The following is a 13,346-nucleotide window of genomic DNA, read 5'->3' as shown; positions in this document are numbered from 1 at the left end:
CTAAGGTAGCGAAATTCCTTGTCGGGTAAGTTCCGACCTGCACGAATGGCGTAACGACTTCCCCGCTGTCTCCAGCATAGACTCAGTGAAATTGAATTCCCCGTGAAGATGCGGGGTTCCTGCGGTTAGACGGAAAGACCCCGTGCACCTTTACTATAGCTTTACATTGGCATTCGTAGTGGCATGTGTAGGATAGGTGGTAGGCTTTGAAACCTGGGCGCCAGCTCAGGTGGAGCCACCCTTGAAATACCACCCTTATCACTATGGATGTCTAACCGCGGCCCGTTATCCGGGTCCGGGACAATGTATGGTGGGTAGTTTGACTGGGGCGGTCGCCTCCTAAAGAGTAACGGAGGCGCGCGATGGTGGGCTCAGAACGGTCGGAAATCGTTCGCTGAGTGCAATGGCATAAGCCTGCCTGACTGCGAGACTGACAAGTCGAGCAGAGACGAAAGTCGGTCATAGTGATCCGGTGGTCCCGCGTGGAAGGGCCATCGCTCAACGGATAAAAGGTACGCCGGGGATAACAGGCTGATGACCCCCAAGAGTCCATATCGACGGGGTTGTTTGGCACCTCGATGTCGACTCATCGCATCCTGGGGCTGGAGCAGGTCCCAAGGGTATGGCTGTTCGCCATTTAAAGCGGTACGTGAGTTGGGTTCAGAACGTCGTGAGACAGTTCGGTCCCTATCTGCCGTGGGTGTAGGAATATTGAAAGGATCTGTCCCTAGTACGAGAGGACCGGGATGGACGGATCTCTGGTGGACCTGTTGTGGCGCCAGCCGCATAGCAGGGTAGCTATATCCGGACGGGATAACCGCTGAAGGCATCTAAGCGGGAAACCCACCTTAAAACGAGTATTCCCTGAGAACCGTGGAAGACGACCACGTTGATAGGCCGGGTGTGGAAGAGCGGCAACGCTTGAAGCTTACCGGTACTAATAGTTCGATCGGCTTGATCGTTCTCATTCCTAATGCCCATTTCTGGTGACAATCCTTGGATTGCGCCGAGATGGATGGCACAGAAAACAGCTTCTCGAGCAACGTGCGTTTTGCCGACCTGGTGGTTATGGCGGAGCGGCTGCACCCGATCCCATTCCGAACTCGGCCGTGAAACGCTCCAGCGCTGATGGTACTTCGTCTCAAGACGCGGGAGAGTAGGTCGCTGCCAGGTCTGCCAAGCGCACGTTGTTTAATCTTCTCCTTACGAACAGGCCCGCCAACGGGATATCGGGCCGCGCAAGCGGCCTTTTCATTTGGCGGAAGCTTGAATCCAGTGAGCCAAGGCTTACTTCTAGGGTTGACGCGGGGTGGAGCAGCCCGGTAGCTCGTCAGGCTCATAACCTGAAGGTCACAGGTTCAAATCCTGTCCCCGCAACCAAATTCGAAAACGGCCCGCCTTGTGCGGGCCGTTTTCGTTTTGCTGGCCGATTGGTTCGATCCCCGTCAGGGACTCGCACGAAGCAGACACAGCGAGACACCAAGGCAGGTCCAGCCCCCGCAAAAACCCCGGTAGCCTTACAGCGCCGGGGTTTTTTTGTTTTGGGGCGTGCTGCCAAACACCGAAGCTCGCGCGCCGCGACGAAGTTCCACGTCCTGCCGGCACCTGAATGTGCTGCATGGATGCAGCTCTAGCCGGCATCCCGGTTGGTCAAGGCGATGTGGCAGCAGCCGGAACCGTGGCCCGGCGTCCAGGTGACGTTGTCGAAGCGCACTCCGGTGGCCTCGAACAGGCCGCGGTCGAAGGCGCCGGCGATTCGGCAGAGCGTGGCGAGCTTCTCGTCGCCGACGCCGGCTTCGACCCAGGCGTCCTTCAGCGGACAGCGCTTGACCTTGAAGGCGATGCGGCCTTGGCTGCGTTCGACGTCGGTCGGATACATGCGGCCGCCATCCGGGCTGACGGCCAGGAACGCCTCGCCGATCGCCGGTGCATCGTTCGGGCCGAAATCGGCAAAGGCCGCCGCCGCAACCTCCTTGCCGCGTTGTTCGATTATACGGATCATAATCGCCTCGGCTTTTTCCGCGCCCAACTCCGCGGTTAGCTCGTCGAGGAACAGACGATAGAGATCGGCGCGGTTGCGGAAGGCGGAATCGAGTTCGCGCGACAGTTTTTCGGCTCGGGCTTCGGCGTCGGTCATGATGCGTCCTGTTCGAGCCTTGACAGTCTTGGCGCTGCCGCTACCAGCGCCTTGCCGATCGCGGATTGCGGCGCGTCGATGACGGTGCGGGCATCGCCGCTCTCGGCAATCCGCCCGGCGTCCAGAATGGCCATGCGGTGGGCGATGGCACGGACGACGCCGAGATCGTGCGAAATGAATAGATAGGCGATGCGCTCCTCGCGTTGAAGGTCGAGCAGCAGTTGCAGGATCTGCGCACGAACCGAAACGTCGAGCGCCGACACGGCCTCGTCGAGCACGACCAGCGACGGTTTCGTGGCGATGGCGCGGGCGATTGCAACGCGCTGGCGCTGACCGCCGGAAATTTCGTGAATGGCGCGGCCGGCGAGACCGGGGCTGAGGCCGACGCGTTCCAGCAGAGCTGCAATACGGCGCGGGCGCTCGGGGCCAGAGGCAATGTGATGGATGCGCAAGGGGTCGTCGAGCACACGCGCGACTGTGGCGCGTGGGTTCAAGGCGGCGAGCGGATCCTGAAACACCATCTGAAGACGGGCGCGCCGGCCGCGCAAGGCAGCGCCGTTCAGCGACAGGAAATCGCTGCCTTCAAATTCGATACGGCCGGTATCGAATTCGATGAGCCGGAGCACTAGACGAGCTATCGTCGACTTGCCGCTGCCGGAAGGTCCGGCTAGCGCCAGCGTCTCGCCGGGGTCGATGTGGAAGGAAACGTCGTCGACCGCGGCGATGATCTTGCCGCCGCGACTGTATCGTTTGGTCAGGCCGGAAACGGCGAGCAGCGGGTCGGTCATGTTCGCCGCAACAGCGGCTCGGCGTCGAGGCCGAGATGAGCGTCAAGCAGCACACGAGTGTATGCGTGACGCGGCGCATTGACGATTTGGGCTGTCGAACCGAGCTCGAGCAGCTCGCCATGCCGGAACACCGCGATGCGCTCCGCAAGCTCAGCGGCCAGCGCAATGTCGTGGCTGATGAACAGCAGCGTCATACCGTCCTCGGCCACCAGTCGCCGGATCAGCCCGACGATCTCGGCCTGCACGATCGTATCCAGCGCGCTGGTCGCCTCGTCGGCGATCAGCAGTTTCGGACCGGCAGCAATCGCCGCGGCGATCGCCACACGCTGCTTCTGGCCGCCGGAGAGCTGGTGCGGGAAGGCGCAGAGGGCAGCGTCCGGATCGGGCAGGCGGACGCGCTCGAGCAGGGTTTTTGCCTTGGCATAGGCGTCTCGCCAACTGAGGCTGAGATGAGTGCACGCGACTTCCGCGATCTGCTTGCCGATTGGCATCACCGGGTCGAGACTTGCGGATGGGTCCTGGAAAATGAAGCCGATGTCACGGCCACCGATTGGAGCATGGTCGCGAAGGCTTGCAGGTTGGCGTCCCGTCGCACCCCCCTCTGTCCTGCCGGACATCTCCCCCTCAAGGGGGGAGATTGCACTTTCATCTCTGCCTTCGCCAATCACCGAAGCTGGCGGAAAGGAACCGGCTGCGGAACTGCCGATCTCCCCCCTTGAGGGGGAGATGTCCGGCAGGACAGAGGGGGGTGCCTTGGCACCAAACATTGGTGGCGGGCGCAAGAGCCAATCGATGCGGCCTTCGATCCTGGCGGTGGCCGGCAGCAGGTCGGCAATGGCCAGCGCCAGCGTGCTCTTGCCCGAACCGCTTTCACCGATGATGGCAAAGCGCTCGCCGGCGGTGATGTCGAAGCCGACATTCTTCAGCGCCGCTACCTCGGCGCCGTCACGGCGATAGGTCACCGTCAGATTGCGGATCGAAGCAAGCGCCGTCACGACAGGCTCCTCCTCATCGCCGTGGTCTCGACGACGCCTTCGCCGGCGAGATAGACGCCGAGCACGGTGAGCACGAGCGCTACGCCCGGAATGATCGACAGGAAGGGCGCGGTGCGCAGCACGGCGCGGCCTTCGGCGATCATGCCGCCCCAGGTAACCCGGTTGGGATCGCCGAGGCCGAGAAAGGACAATGCCGCTTCGGTGAGAATCGCCGCGGCGACGATCACCGACGACAAAGCCATTACCGGCGGCAGCGCATTGGGGAGCACCTCCCGAAAGGCGATCTCCAACGGATGCATGCCGATGACGCGGGCGCCGGCAACAAAATCGCGCTCGCGGATCGACAGCACTTCGGCCCGCGCCACGCGTGCCGGTCCGGTCCAGGCGCCAAGCGCGATCGCCGCGACGACGACGCCGAGCGACGGCCCGACAATGCTCACGAAAGCCAAAGCCAGCAGGAAGGCTGGCACGGTCTGGAACGCGTCGGCGATGCGCATCAGCATCTCGTCGACAACGCCGCCAGCAAAACCGGCCAACGTGCCGATTATGGCGCCGACGGCAAGGGCGACGGCTGCTGCTGCCAGCCCGACCGCCAGCGAGGTGCGGGCGCCGTGGAGAAGCTCGGCTAGCACGTCGCGGCCGAGCCGGTCGGTGCCGAGCGGCAGCGACCAATCCTGGAAGGGCGGCAGCAATGCCGGTCCGGCAATCGCCTGCGGATCGCCGGGAAAGAACAAAGGCGCGGCAAAAACCATGGCAAACAGCGCCGCCAGGATGACCGCGCCGGCGACAGCCTCCGGCGTGCGCAGGAAGCGGGCAAGCGGACTCATGCGCTGGCCTCACTGGCGCCGACGCGCGGATCGAGGAAGACGTAGGCGATGTCGACGAGAACGTTGATGATGACGACCAGGACAGCGCTGGTGAGAATAATGCCGAGCAGTAGTGGGGTATCCCGCGCGGCCACCGCTTCCTGCGCCAGTCGGCCGAGGCCGGGGACGGAAAAGACGCTCTCGATCACGACGCTGCCGCCCAACATCTGCGCGGATTGCAGGCCGAGCATGGTGACCAGCGGCAACAGCGCGTTACGGGCGACGTGAGCGAGCACGATGCGACGGCGGGAAAGTCCCCTGGCACGGGCGGCCAGCACAAAGTCCTGTCGCCACACCTCGGCCATGCCGGCGCGCGTCATGCGCAGATAGAGCGCGAGATAAATGAAGCCGAGCGCCGAAACCGGCAGGACGAGATGGCGGGCGATATCGGCGGCGCGATCGAGGCCGGTCCTGGCCGAGACGATACTCTCGATGCCGCCGATCGGAAACCAGCGCAGGTCGACGGCGAAGACAATGATCAGCACAAGCCCGAGCCAGAAGCCCGGCACGGCATAGAGCGCCAGCGAGCCGATGGACAGGAAACGATCACGGAAGCTGCCGGGTCTGGCGCCGGCATAGATGCCGAGCGCCGAGCCGAGGCCGAAGGAGAGCGCGGTGGCGCTCCCCATCAACAGAAGCGTGTTGGGCAGGCGCTCGAGGACGACTTCGCGGATCGGCCGCGAAAAGGTGACCGACTGGCCAAGGTCGAGATGCAGCAGCGCCCAAAGGTAATTGGCCAGCCGCGTCAGCTCAGACTGGTCGAGCCCCCAGCGGTGACGCAACAGCTCGATCATGCCGGCGTCGCCGCCGGTCGAGACGATATAGGCATCGACCGCGTCGCCGGGAGCGGCTTCGAGCAGCAGGAAGGTGCCAATGACGACAATCAGCAGCACGAAGATGCTGCCGACGAGACGGCGGCGAAGGAGGATGACGGCGCGGGTCATGGCGCAACGCCGATAGGAGAGCCAAGTCTTCGGTGCCGCGCTCTACGGCGCCCCCCTCTGTCCTGCCGGACATCTCCCCCACAAGGAGGGAGATTGGCAGTTTCGGCGTTGCCGGCCGTCTTGCAACGCTGGAGATTGGCAAAAGCGACAATGACAGCCGATCTCCCCGCTCGTGGGGGAGATGCCAAGTGGTGGCAAAGAGGGCAGGACAGAGGGGGGCGCGAAAAAGCTCTCATCGCTGAAGCTGAGCACCCACACAAGCGGCGCGCAAGTCTGAAGAGACTTCCTTACCCCTCCAGCCAAGTGTCCGCCCAGTTCGATACCGCCCAGCGCGGGTTGTTGGCGATGTTGTTGACCGTATCGCGGGCGACGCTGATGAAACTCCATTCGGCGACGTTGATCAGTGGCAGGTCGGCGGCAACTTTTCTCTGGAACTCCTTGTAGAGTTCGGTGCGGGCGGCGGTGTCGAGCGTCTCCGATGCCTTGGCGATCAGGGCGTCGAGATCGGCATTCTTGTAGCCACCCTGGTTGGAGAAGGGCACGCCGTCGGGAATACCGCTCTGCACCAGGATGGTGGTCGAGATCGCCGGATCGCCGCGGAACACCGGCGGCCCGACCGCAAGGTCGAAGGCGTGGTCGGTGTAGACAGCCTTGATATGCGCGGCAGAGTCGTTGTTGACCAGTTGGGCGTCGATGCCGATGGCTGCGAGCGCCTGGCGCAGATAGTCGCCGAACTGCTTGGTTTCGTTGAAGTAGGGCGCCGGTAGCAACCTCAGTGAAAAGCGCTTGCCGTCATCGCCCCGGCTGTAGCCGGCCTCGTCAAGCAAGGCGTTGGCCTTGGCGACGTCGAAGGCGTAGGTCGGCACGTCGGCGGTGTAGAATTGCGGGTCGTTTTTCGGCACCGGGCCAGTGGCGGTGGCGGCATAGCCAAGGAATACCGTCTTGACGACGAAATCCTTGTCGATAGCGTGAGCGATCGCCTGGCGTACTTTCAGGTCGGCCAGCTCCTTGCGGCGATGATTGATCTCGACGACGAGCTGGTAGGTCAGCCCTTCATAACCCTTGGTGATCACCTTGAGACCGGGCACTTTGGAGATGCGGTCGAGATCGGCCAGGGGCACGGCGGAGAAGGCGGCGAGCTGGATCTCTTCGGCTTCCAGGGCGCTGGCCGCCGACGTGCGGTCCGGCAGCACCTGATAGATGATCTCGCCGAGATAGGGCTCGTCCTTGCCCCAATAGTCGGTGTTCTTCTCCAGCCGGTAATATTCGCCGGGCTTGTGTTCGGCAAATTTGAACGGTCCGGTGCCGACCGGGGCGTTGTTGGCCGGGTTGTCCTCGATCTTTCCGGTCTCATAGATGTGCTTGGGCACCACGCTGCTCAGCGCCGGCAAGGCGTTGCGGATCAGCTGGAACGGTGTCGGCTTGGCGAATTTGAACACGGCGGTGGTTTCGTCCGGCGTGTCGACCGCCTCCAGATCCTTGAACACGGTGCGGCCGAGATTCTGCAGCGGCTTCCAGACCTGCAGCGCCGAGAAGGCGACATCGGCTGAGGTGAATGGCTTCCCATCATGCCATTTGACGCCCTCGCGCAGCTTGAACGTCACCGACAGGCCGTCGGCGGCACCTTCCCAGCTGAGCGCCAGCCGTGGCTCGAGCCCGTCCTTGCCGCCGAAGGAGGCCTCGGCCAAGGTTTCCACGATCTTGCTCGAGATGAAGAAGACGCCGTTCGAGGCGACAATCGCCGGATTGAGGTTGCGCGGCTCGGAATCGGCGGCGACAACCAGTCGTCCGCCCTTTCTCGGCGTCTGCGCCGAGCCGATCGTCGGCATGGCGGTGGAGGCCAACAGCAATGCCGAACCGGCCAGCATTGTACGTCTGGAAATGGTGAACTCTGGCATGATCGAACTCCGTCCTCTCCGCGGACCCGGCCGGGTCCGCCGTACCCCTCGGACGCTCGTAAGCATCCTGCAAAGCTGATTATGGGCCTTGTGCGGGGTTTCGCCAAAGACGGAATTGGCGCATCTCTATGTGGCTTTGAAATTTCCGTCCGCTGGACCAGTTGTACAGAAAACGGTTCGATGCGCGGTTCTAGCAGGACCAGACTGGAGTAAAGTGCAGCAGGTGGAGCAGCTTTTGGGACTGGTTCGCCCGTTCTGGCTGGACCAGATCGGGCAAAATGATGCAGATTTAAGCATAGCCGAGGTTCAGAGCCGGAAAAGCCGGTGCCGGCGAGCGGCCGGCTAAGGGATTTCAGGGAGAGAGACATGAACATTGCCCCAGGCAAGAATGCCGTCGGCAGCGTGCCGTTCGACCAGGCCAGGGTGGACGGGCTGATGGAGGAGGCCGGCATCGACGCGCTGCTCGCCACCTCCAAGCACAACACGCAATATCTGCTTGGCGGCTACAAGTTCATCTTCTTCGCCGCCATGGATGCAATCGGCCACAGCCGTTATCTGCCTGTCGTCGTCTATGAGAAAGGTGGGCCGGAGCATGCCGCCTATATCGGCAACCGCATGGAAGGCGGCGAGCACCAGAATCATCCGTTCTGGACGCCGACACTGCATGCCGCCTGCTGGGGTACGCTCGATGCCGCCAATCTGGCGGTCGAGCATTTGCGAAAGATCGGCAAGGGCAATGCCCGCATCGGCATCGAGCCCGCCTTCCTGCCGTCCGACGCCTATATGCTGATCCGCAACGCGTTGCCGGATGCCAAGCTGATCGATGCGACTGATATGCTGGAGCGCATGCGGGCAATCAAAACCGAGGCGGAGCTGGAAAAGCTGCGCATCGCTTCGGAGCTGATCACCGATTCCATGCTGGCGACCATCGGCTGGGCACGCGAAGGCACGACCAAGAGCGAGATCATCGAACAGCTCAGGCGCGAGGAGACCAATCGCGGCGCGCATTTCGAATATTGCCTGTTGACGCTAGGCTCCAGCCACAACCGCGCCGCTTCGCCGCAGGCGTGGAGGAAGGGCGAGGTGATGTCGATCGATTCCGGCGGCAACTACCACGGCTATATCGGCGATCTTTGCCGCATGGGCGTGCTGGGCGACCCTGACGCCGAGCTCGAGGATCTGCTGGCCGAGATCGAGACAGTGCAGCAGGCGGCCTTTTCCAAGGTCAAGGCGGGCACGCTGGGCGGTGACATGATTTCTCATGCCGAAGGCGTTCTGAAGAAATCCAAGGTTGCGGCCTATACTGATTTCTTCGCGCATGGCATGGGGCTGATCACGCATGAAGCGCCGTTCCTGATGACCAACCATCCGGTGACCTATGAAGGCACCTATGCCGCAAAGCCGCTGGAGAAGAACATGGTGCTTTCGGTCGAGACGACCATGCTCCACCCGACGCGCGGCTTCATCAAGCTGGAGGACACGGTGGCGGTAACCGATGCCGGTTACGTCATGTTCGGCGATCGGGGCCGGGGCTGGAACGGGGGCGGGGGCGGCTTAGGCGCTGGTACCTAGCCCGTTCTTGAGATTACCTCGTCCGAGCAAATAATTGGTCACGCCAGCGAGCATTTGCCGATATGGAACGCGAACTGCCCAAGCAGGTCTTTATCGACGGGTGCGAGCAGATCTCCATGGAATTCGAACCGATTGGGTTCCGCTTTGCGAAAAGCGGTCCTCATGCGAGTCGTCGGGCCGGCGACTGGGCATTCAAAATCTCCTTTCAATCAAACTATCTAAACGTCGGCGGCGAGTACGTCGAACTCGTCGTGCATGCGTCGGTCTACAGCAAGGCAATAAAGGAGTGGGACGAGCGAAGCGCTTGGCCCGCCAGTGCCAGCGATTGGGTCGCCGGTGGACAGCTTGGCAATTTGCGAACCCCGCATCATTGGCGGACATGGAACATCGTAAACCCGCATACCCGCCAGGCTGAAATCGCGAACATCGTTGCCAACATCCAAACGACTGTCCTGCCGCTCTTCGAACGTTTCGACGTTCCGCGCAAACTAGCCGAACAGGTCGCATGTTCTGAAGTTCCGGGCTTCATGTTCCCTGAAAATGCTGTTCGATTTGTACTCTGGCAGCTTGGTCCAGAGGCAGCGGAAAACTGTTTGTCCTATTGGGTGGCGCGCTTACCTTCGCCGGATGCTTTCCGATCAGAGCGCGATGTCCCCACTTTGCCGGATAGGCTCGCTCTGGGAAGCGATACTAACAACCTAGCAAGGGTCGCTCGTGCGATGAAGATTGGCCTCAGCCTGTGACATTATCTGCCCGGCGGGATCAACCTGAAATCCGGCAACTCCCGCAACGCCAGTTCCGGCCCGGCCGGCGAATAGACGACGAAAAGCTGCATCGGCCCGTCGCCGGTATTGAGCGTCGAGTGGAAGCGGCTTTCCGGCACATAGATGGTGCAGCCGGGGCCGACTTTCTCGACGACCGGGTTGCCTTTCTCGTCTTCGACCATCTGCTCGCCATTGCCTGAGATGACAAAGATGATCTCCTCCGCACCCGGATGGTTATGACGCGTATGGCCTTTGCCTGACGGTAGGTCGACGACACCACCGGAAAATCGCTTTGCGCCGTTCACTTCGGGAGCGACCGTCAGCGACAGCCTGCCCCAGTCGAAGCCGAAGGCGCTAACGTCTTTTGGATATACGAATACCTTGCTGTTGTCGGTCATCGTCCCACCCTTCTTTTTGCTGGTCTCTACGCAGCGCCGAACGTGACGGCCTTGAAATCCGCCGTCTGCCTGGCGATCGAGGCTTCCGCCGGCAGCCGCTCCATCGAACTGGCGCCATAGAACCCGTGCAGGCCCTTGCAGCGCTCGAGAATATATCTGGCGTCGTCCGGGATCGAGATCGGCCCGCCATGGCAAAGCAGGATCATATCCTCGCGCACTGAGCGTGCCGCTTTGGCGATGGCGTCGATCTCGCTCACACAGTCGTCCAGCGATTTAGCCGATGTCGCGCCAATCGAGCCGCCGGTGGTCACCCCCATATGGGCGACGACGATGTCGGCGCCAGCTGTTGTCATGGCGCGCGCCTCGTCTGGGTTGAAGACATAGGGCGTGGTCAACAGGTCGAGTTTGTGAGCCTCGGCGATCATGTCGACCTCGAGCCCGAAGCCCATGCCGGTTTCTTCAAAACTCTGCCGCATCTGGCCGTCGAACAGGCCGATGGTCGGAAAGTTCTGCACACCGGAAAAGCCCATCGTCTTCAACTCGGCCAAAAGCAGCGGCATGATGACGAAGGGATCGGTGCCGTTGACGCCGGCCAGCACCGGCGTCTTCTTCACTACCGGCAGCACTTCGTAGGCCATTTCCTTGACGATCTCGTTGGCGTTGCCATAGGCGAGCAGGCCGGCGGCCGAGCCGCGCCCGGCCATGCGGTAGCGGCCGGAATTGTAGATGATGATCAGGTCGATGCCGCCGGCTTCCTCTGCCTTGGCCGACAGGCCGGTGCCGGCACCGCCGCCGACGATCGGCACGCCGTCCGCGATCATCTTGCGGAATTTCTCCAGGATTTTCTTGCGCGGTATGGCGGCCATGTCTTGGTGTCTCACTGTCTGGCGATGTCGAGGAAGGCCGTTGTGGCAGCCCAGGCGAATTCGGGGTCGTTGATATGAAGCGGCAGGCGCAGCACGCGCCGCGTTTTGGCGGGTTTGATGGTACGCTCGATCGCCTCGAACAAAGCGGCATCGGCTTCAGGGTCGAAGAAGGCGCCGCCTTCAATGTCGAGCGCCGACACGCCTTTCTCCGGAATGAGGAAACGAACCGGACCCTGGCAGAGGCTCAGCCTTGTACCGATCCATTCGCCGATCGTTCTGCTTTCGTCGGCAGTGGTGCGCATCAGTGTGACGTTTGGATTGTGCTCATAGAACAGCCGGCCGCGATAGCGTTCCGGAATTGTCGGCGGCGCCCAGAAATTGACCATGTCGAGCGCGCCGACCGAGCCGACATAAGGCAGCCCGGTGCGGGCGATGGCGCCAAAGCGATCTTCGGTCGCCGGCAGCACGCCGCCAAACAGCAAGTCGCAGACTTCGGTCGTTGTGATGTCGATGACGCCTGACAACAGGCCGCTGTCGGCCAATTTTTCCATGGTGCGGCCGCCGGTGCCGGTGGCATGAAAGACCATGCAGTCATAAGTCGAACGAAGCTCATCGGCGATCGCGGTCACGCATGGCGTGGTGACGCCGAACATGGTGAGGCCGAGCGACGGTTTGCCCTCGGGCGGCGGCGCCGGCTTTGTCGCCATGCCTGATATCGCCTGGGCGGCATTGTGCAGCACGACACGCGAAAGCCGGTTGAGGCCGGCCATGTCGGTCACCGACGGCATCATGACGATGTCGGAGACGTCGACGTAAGGCGCGGTGTCACCCGAGGCCAACGTCGAAACCATGATCTTGGGCAGACCGAGCGGCAGCGTGCGCATGCCTGCGGTGATGATCGAGGTGCCGCCACCGCCGCCAATTCCGATAATCCCGGCAATATCGCTGCGCGACTGGACAAACCGGGCAAAGGCGGCAGCCATCGCCGCCACCGCGGTGCCGCGATCGTCGACGCCGAGCACGGCATTGCGACCCTCGGAATGGTGGCTGGCGACCTCGTCTGCCGAAACATCGACCGGCACGGTCGCGCCGCGTGTTCCGATGTCGACACGGGCAATCGAAGCGCCGGTAGCCGCGACCGCATCGGCCAGAAATGCGAGTTCCTCGCCCTTGGTGTCGGCGGTGCCCACCACATAGATGCGCTTCATCGCGTTTCCCCGGTCTTGGGCGTGTTCGGCGCTGCCGCCCCTTTTTGCCCGGCCGTTCGACGGCGCGAAGGGCCATTGCAATTTTTTGAGACACGCGTATCGTATTGACATGAATGTCTCACGTCAACAAGCGGCAATGGACGACGATGCCAGCCAAGGGCCGAACCCCCAGGTAGAGCGCGGGGCCCGCGCGCGCACCAGGCGTCTCATGCTTGAGACGGCGACAAAGCTGATGCAGGCGGGCGCCACGCCCTCCGTCAGCGAGGTGGCGGAGGCAGCGGAGGTCTCGCGCGCCACCGCCTATCGGTATTTTCCGAGCCAGGCGGCGTTGGTGCAGGCGGTGGTCGATGAGGGGCTTGGGCCGATCCTTACGTGGAAATCGAGCTCTGCCGATCCCGAGCGCCGGGTCGCCGAGCTGTTCGAGACCGCCATGCCGCGCATCGAGGTCTTCGAAGCGACGTTCAAGGCGGCGCTGAAACTGTCGCTCGACCAGTGGGCGCAGCGACAGGCAGGCACGCTTGACGGCGAACCTGCCTTCACGCGCGGCCATCGCGTCGATCTTTTGAAAGATGCGATCGCGCCACTCAAAGGCCGGTTGCCGCCGCGCGAATTCAAGCGGCTCGCGCAGGCGCTGTCATTGATCTTCGGTGTTGAGGTGCTGGTCGTTTTAAAGGATATATGGGGATTGGATAGCCGCAGTATGATGTCGGTTGCGCAATGGGCGGCCGGCGCACTGGTGCGTGCGGCGGTGACGGAATCGATGGCTGAAGGTGACGGGATCGCGCCGACGAGGGCCGTTAGATGAGGCCAATCTGGTTCGACCAGATTTTCAGCCTGACCATTTGTGCTACTAGCGATGCAGCGGCCTAAGCAAGGCACTTATGTATCAAGGAGTAGGAAAATTCAGGGA

The 13,346-nt window shown here is 62.3% G+C and carries 12 protein-coding genes, 1 tRNA gene and 2 rRNA genes (1 of these 15 cut by a window edge); 6 read left to right on the top strand and 9 right to left on the bottom strand.

What is annotated here, in order from left to right:
• From NKI17_RS23105 to NKI17_RS23095, 3 genes are all read left to right on the top strand, one after another.
• A 23S ribosomal RNA gene (locus NKI17_RS23105) occupies positions 1-962 on the top strand (it extends 1,837 nt beyond the left edge of the window).
• A 96-nt stretch (positions 963-1,058) separates the two neighbouring features.
• Positions 1,059-1,173 (top strand): 5S ribosomal RNA (gene rrf, locus NKI17_RS23100).
• 130 nt (positions 1,174-1,303) lie between these two features.
• Positions 1,304-1,380 (top strand) — tRNA-Met (locus NKI17_RS23095).
• A gap of 250 nt (positions 1,381-1,630) precedes the next feature.
• Here the strand turns inward: NKI17_RS23095 and NKI17_RS23090 are convergent.
• From NKI17_RS23090 to NKI17_RS23065, 6 genes are all read right to left on the bottom strand, one after another.
• Positions 1,631-2,137 carry an L-2-amino-thiazoline-4-carboxylic acid hydrolase gene (locus NKI17_RS23090; RefSeq protein ID WP_352568299.1) on the bottom strand — a complete coding sequence of 169 codons (507 nt, stop codon included), beginning with the start codon at positions 2,135-2,137 and terminating at the stop codon, positions 1,631-1,633.
• Positions 2,134-2,925: an ATP-binding cassette domain-containing protein gene (locus tag NKI17_RS23085; protein WP_352568298.1), complete on the bottom strand. Its 792-nt coding sequence runs from the start codon at positions 2,923-2,925 to the stop codon at positions 2,134-2,136. Before NKI17_RS23085 ends, NKI17_RS23090 begins: the two co-directional genes overlap by 4 nt.
• Positions 2,922-3,920: an ABC transporter ATP-binding protein gene (locus NKI17_RS23080; RefSeq protein WP_352568297.1), complete on the bottom strand. Its 999-nt coding sequence runs from the start codon at positions 3,918-3,920 to the stop codon at positions 2,922-2,924. The genes NKI17_RS23085 and NKI17_RS23080 overlap by 4 nt, the downstream gene beginning before the upstream one ends.
• A complete protein-coding gene (locus tag NKI17_RS23075) occupies positions 3,917-4,747 on the bottom strand; it encodes an ABC transporter permease (protein ID WP_352568296.1) in 831 nt (276 codons plus the stop codon). The genes NKI17_RS23080 and NKI17_RS23075 overlap by 4 nt, the downstream gene beginning before the upstream one ends.
• Positions 4,744-5,730: an ABC transporter permease gene (locus NKI17_RS23070; RefSeq protein WP_352568295.1), complete on the bottom strand. Its 987-nt coding sequence runs from the start codon at positions 5,728-5,730 to the stop codon at positions 4,744-4,746. The genes NKI17_RS23075 and NKI17_RS23070 overlap by 4 nt, the downstream gene beginning before the upstream one ends.
• 287 nt (positions 5,731-6,017) lie before the next feature.
• Entirely contained in the window at positions 6,018-7,628 is a 1,611-nt protein-coding gene (locus NKI17_RS23065) for an ABC transporter substrate-binding protein (RefSeq protein WP_352568294.1), read from the bottom strand.
• A gap of 366 nt (positions 7,629-7,994) precedes the next feature.
• Between NKI17_RS23065 and NKI17_RS23060 the strand changes: the two genes are divergently transcribed.
• Complete coding sequence (locus tag NKI17_RS23060) at positions 7,995-9,200, top strand: M24 family metallopeptidase (RefSeq protein WP_352648871.1); 1,206 nt, start codon at positions 7,995-7,997, stop codon at positions 9,198-9,200.
• A 62-nt stretch (positions 9,201-9,262) separates the two neighbouring features.
• Positions 9,263-9,943 carry a DUF4304 domain-containing protein gene (locus NKI17_RS23055; RefSeq protein ID WP_352568292.1) on the top strand — a complete coding sequence of 227 codons (681 nt, stop codon included), beginning with the start codon at positions 9,263-9,265 and terminating at the stop codon, positions 9,941-9,943.
• Positions 9,944-9,945: 2 nt separating this feature from the next.
• Here the strand turns inward: NKI17_RS23055 and NKI17_RS23050 are convergent, their stop codons facing one another.
• The 3 genes from NKI17_RS23050 to NKI17_RS23040 are packed head-to-tail and all read right to left on the bottom strand — an operon-like array spanning position 9,946 to position 12,436.
• On the bottom strand, positions 9,946-10,362 hold the full coding sequence (locus tag NKI17_RS23050) for a cupin domain-containing protein (protein ID WP_352456830.1): 417 nt from the start codon (positions 10,360-10,362) through the stop codon (positions 9,946-9,948).
• Between the two features lie 26 nt (positions 10,363-10,388).
• Entirely contained in the window at positions 10,389-11,228 is an 840-nt protein-coding gene (locus NKI17_RS23045; protein ID WP_352568291.1) for a phosphoenolpyruvate hydrolase family protein, read from the bottom strand.
• Between the two features lie 11 nt (positions 11,229-11,239).
• On the bottom strand, positions 11,240-12,436 hold the full coding sequence (locus NKI17_RS23040) for a Tm-1-like ATP-binding domain-containing protein (RefSeq protein ID WP_352568290.1): 1,197 nt from the start codon (positions 12,434-12,436) through the stop codon (positions 11,240-11,242).
• A gap of 136 nt (positions 12,437-12,572) precedes the next feature.
• Here NKI17_RS23040 and NKI17_RS23035 point away from each other — a divergent pair, with 136 nt between their 5' ends.
• Positions 12,573-13,241, top strand: coding sequence for a TetR/AcrR family transcriptional regulator (locus NKI17_RS23035; protein ID WP_352568318.1), 669 nt, complete (start codon positions 12,573-12,575; stop codon positions 13,239-13,241).
• Positions 13,242-13,346: the final 105 nt, after the last annotated feature.

The organism is Mesorhizobium sp. M0816 (assembly GCF_040320005.1).
Classification (GTDB): domain Bacteria; phylum Pseudomonadota; class Alphaproteobacteria; order Rhizobiales; family Rhizobiaceae; genus Mesorhizobium.
The sequence above is the reverse complement of the archived record's forward strand: the minus strand, read 5'-3'. Positions and strand labels throughout refer to the sequence as shown.

What these genes read in the sequence shown, in the direction of transcription:
- NKI17_RS23090 (WP_352568299.1), bottom strand. Translation starts at nt 2,137, where the DNA reads ATGACCGACGCCGAAGCCCGAGCCGAAAAACTGTCGCGCGAACTCGAT.
- NKI17_RS23085 (WP_352568298.1), bottom strand. Translation starts at nt 2,925, where the DNA reads ATGACCGACCCGCTGCTCGCCGTTTCCGGCCTGACCAAACGATACAGT.
- NKI17_RS23075 (WP_352568296.1), bottom strand. Translation starts at nt 4,747, where the DNA reads ATGAGTCCGCTTGCCCGCTTCCTGCGCACGCCGGAGGCTGTCGCCGGC.
- NKI17_RS23070 (WP_352568295.1), bottom strand. Translation starts at nt 5,730, where the DNA reads ATGACCCGCGCCGTCATCCTCCTTCGCCGCCGTCTCGTCGGCAGCATC.
- NKI17_RS23065 (WP_352568294.1), bottom strand. Translation starts at nt 7,628, where the DNA reads ATGCCAGAGTTCACCATTTCCAGACGTACAATGCTGGCCGGTTCGGCA.
- NKI17_RS23060 (WP_352648871.1), top strand. Translation starts at nt 7,995, where the DNA reads ATGAACATTGCCCCAGGCAAGAATGCCGTCGGCAGCGTGCCGTTCGAC.
- NKI17_RS23055 (WP_352568292.1), top strand. Translation starts at nt 9,263, where the DNA reads ATGGAACGCGAACTGCCCAAGCAGGTCTTTATCGACGGGTGCGAGCAG.
- NKI17_RS23050 (WP_352456830.1), bottom strand. Translation starts at nt 10,362, where the DNA reads ATGACCGACAACAGCAAGGTATTCGTATATCCAAAAGACGTTAGCGCC.
- NKI17_RS23045 (WP_352568291.1), bottom strand. Translation starts at nt 11,228, where the DNA reads ATGGCCGCCATACCGCGCAAGAAAATCCTGGAGAAATTCCGCAAGATG.
- NKI17_RS23040 (WP_352568290.1), bottom strand. Translation starts at nt 12,436, where the DNA reads ATGAAGCGCATCTATGTGGTGGGCACCGCCGACACCAAGGGCGAGGAA.
- NKI17_RS23035 (WP_352568318.1), top strand. Translation starts at nt 12,573, where the DNA reads ATGGACGACGATGCCAGCCAAGGGCCGAACCCCCAGGTAGAGCGCGGG.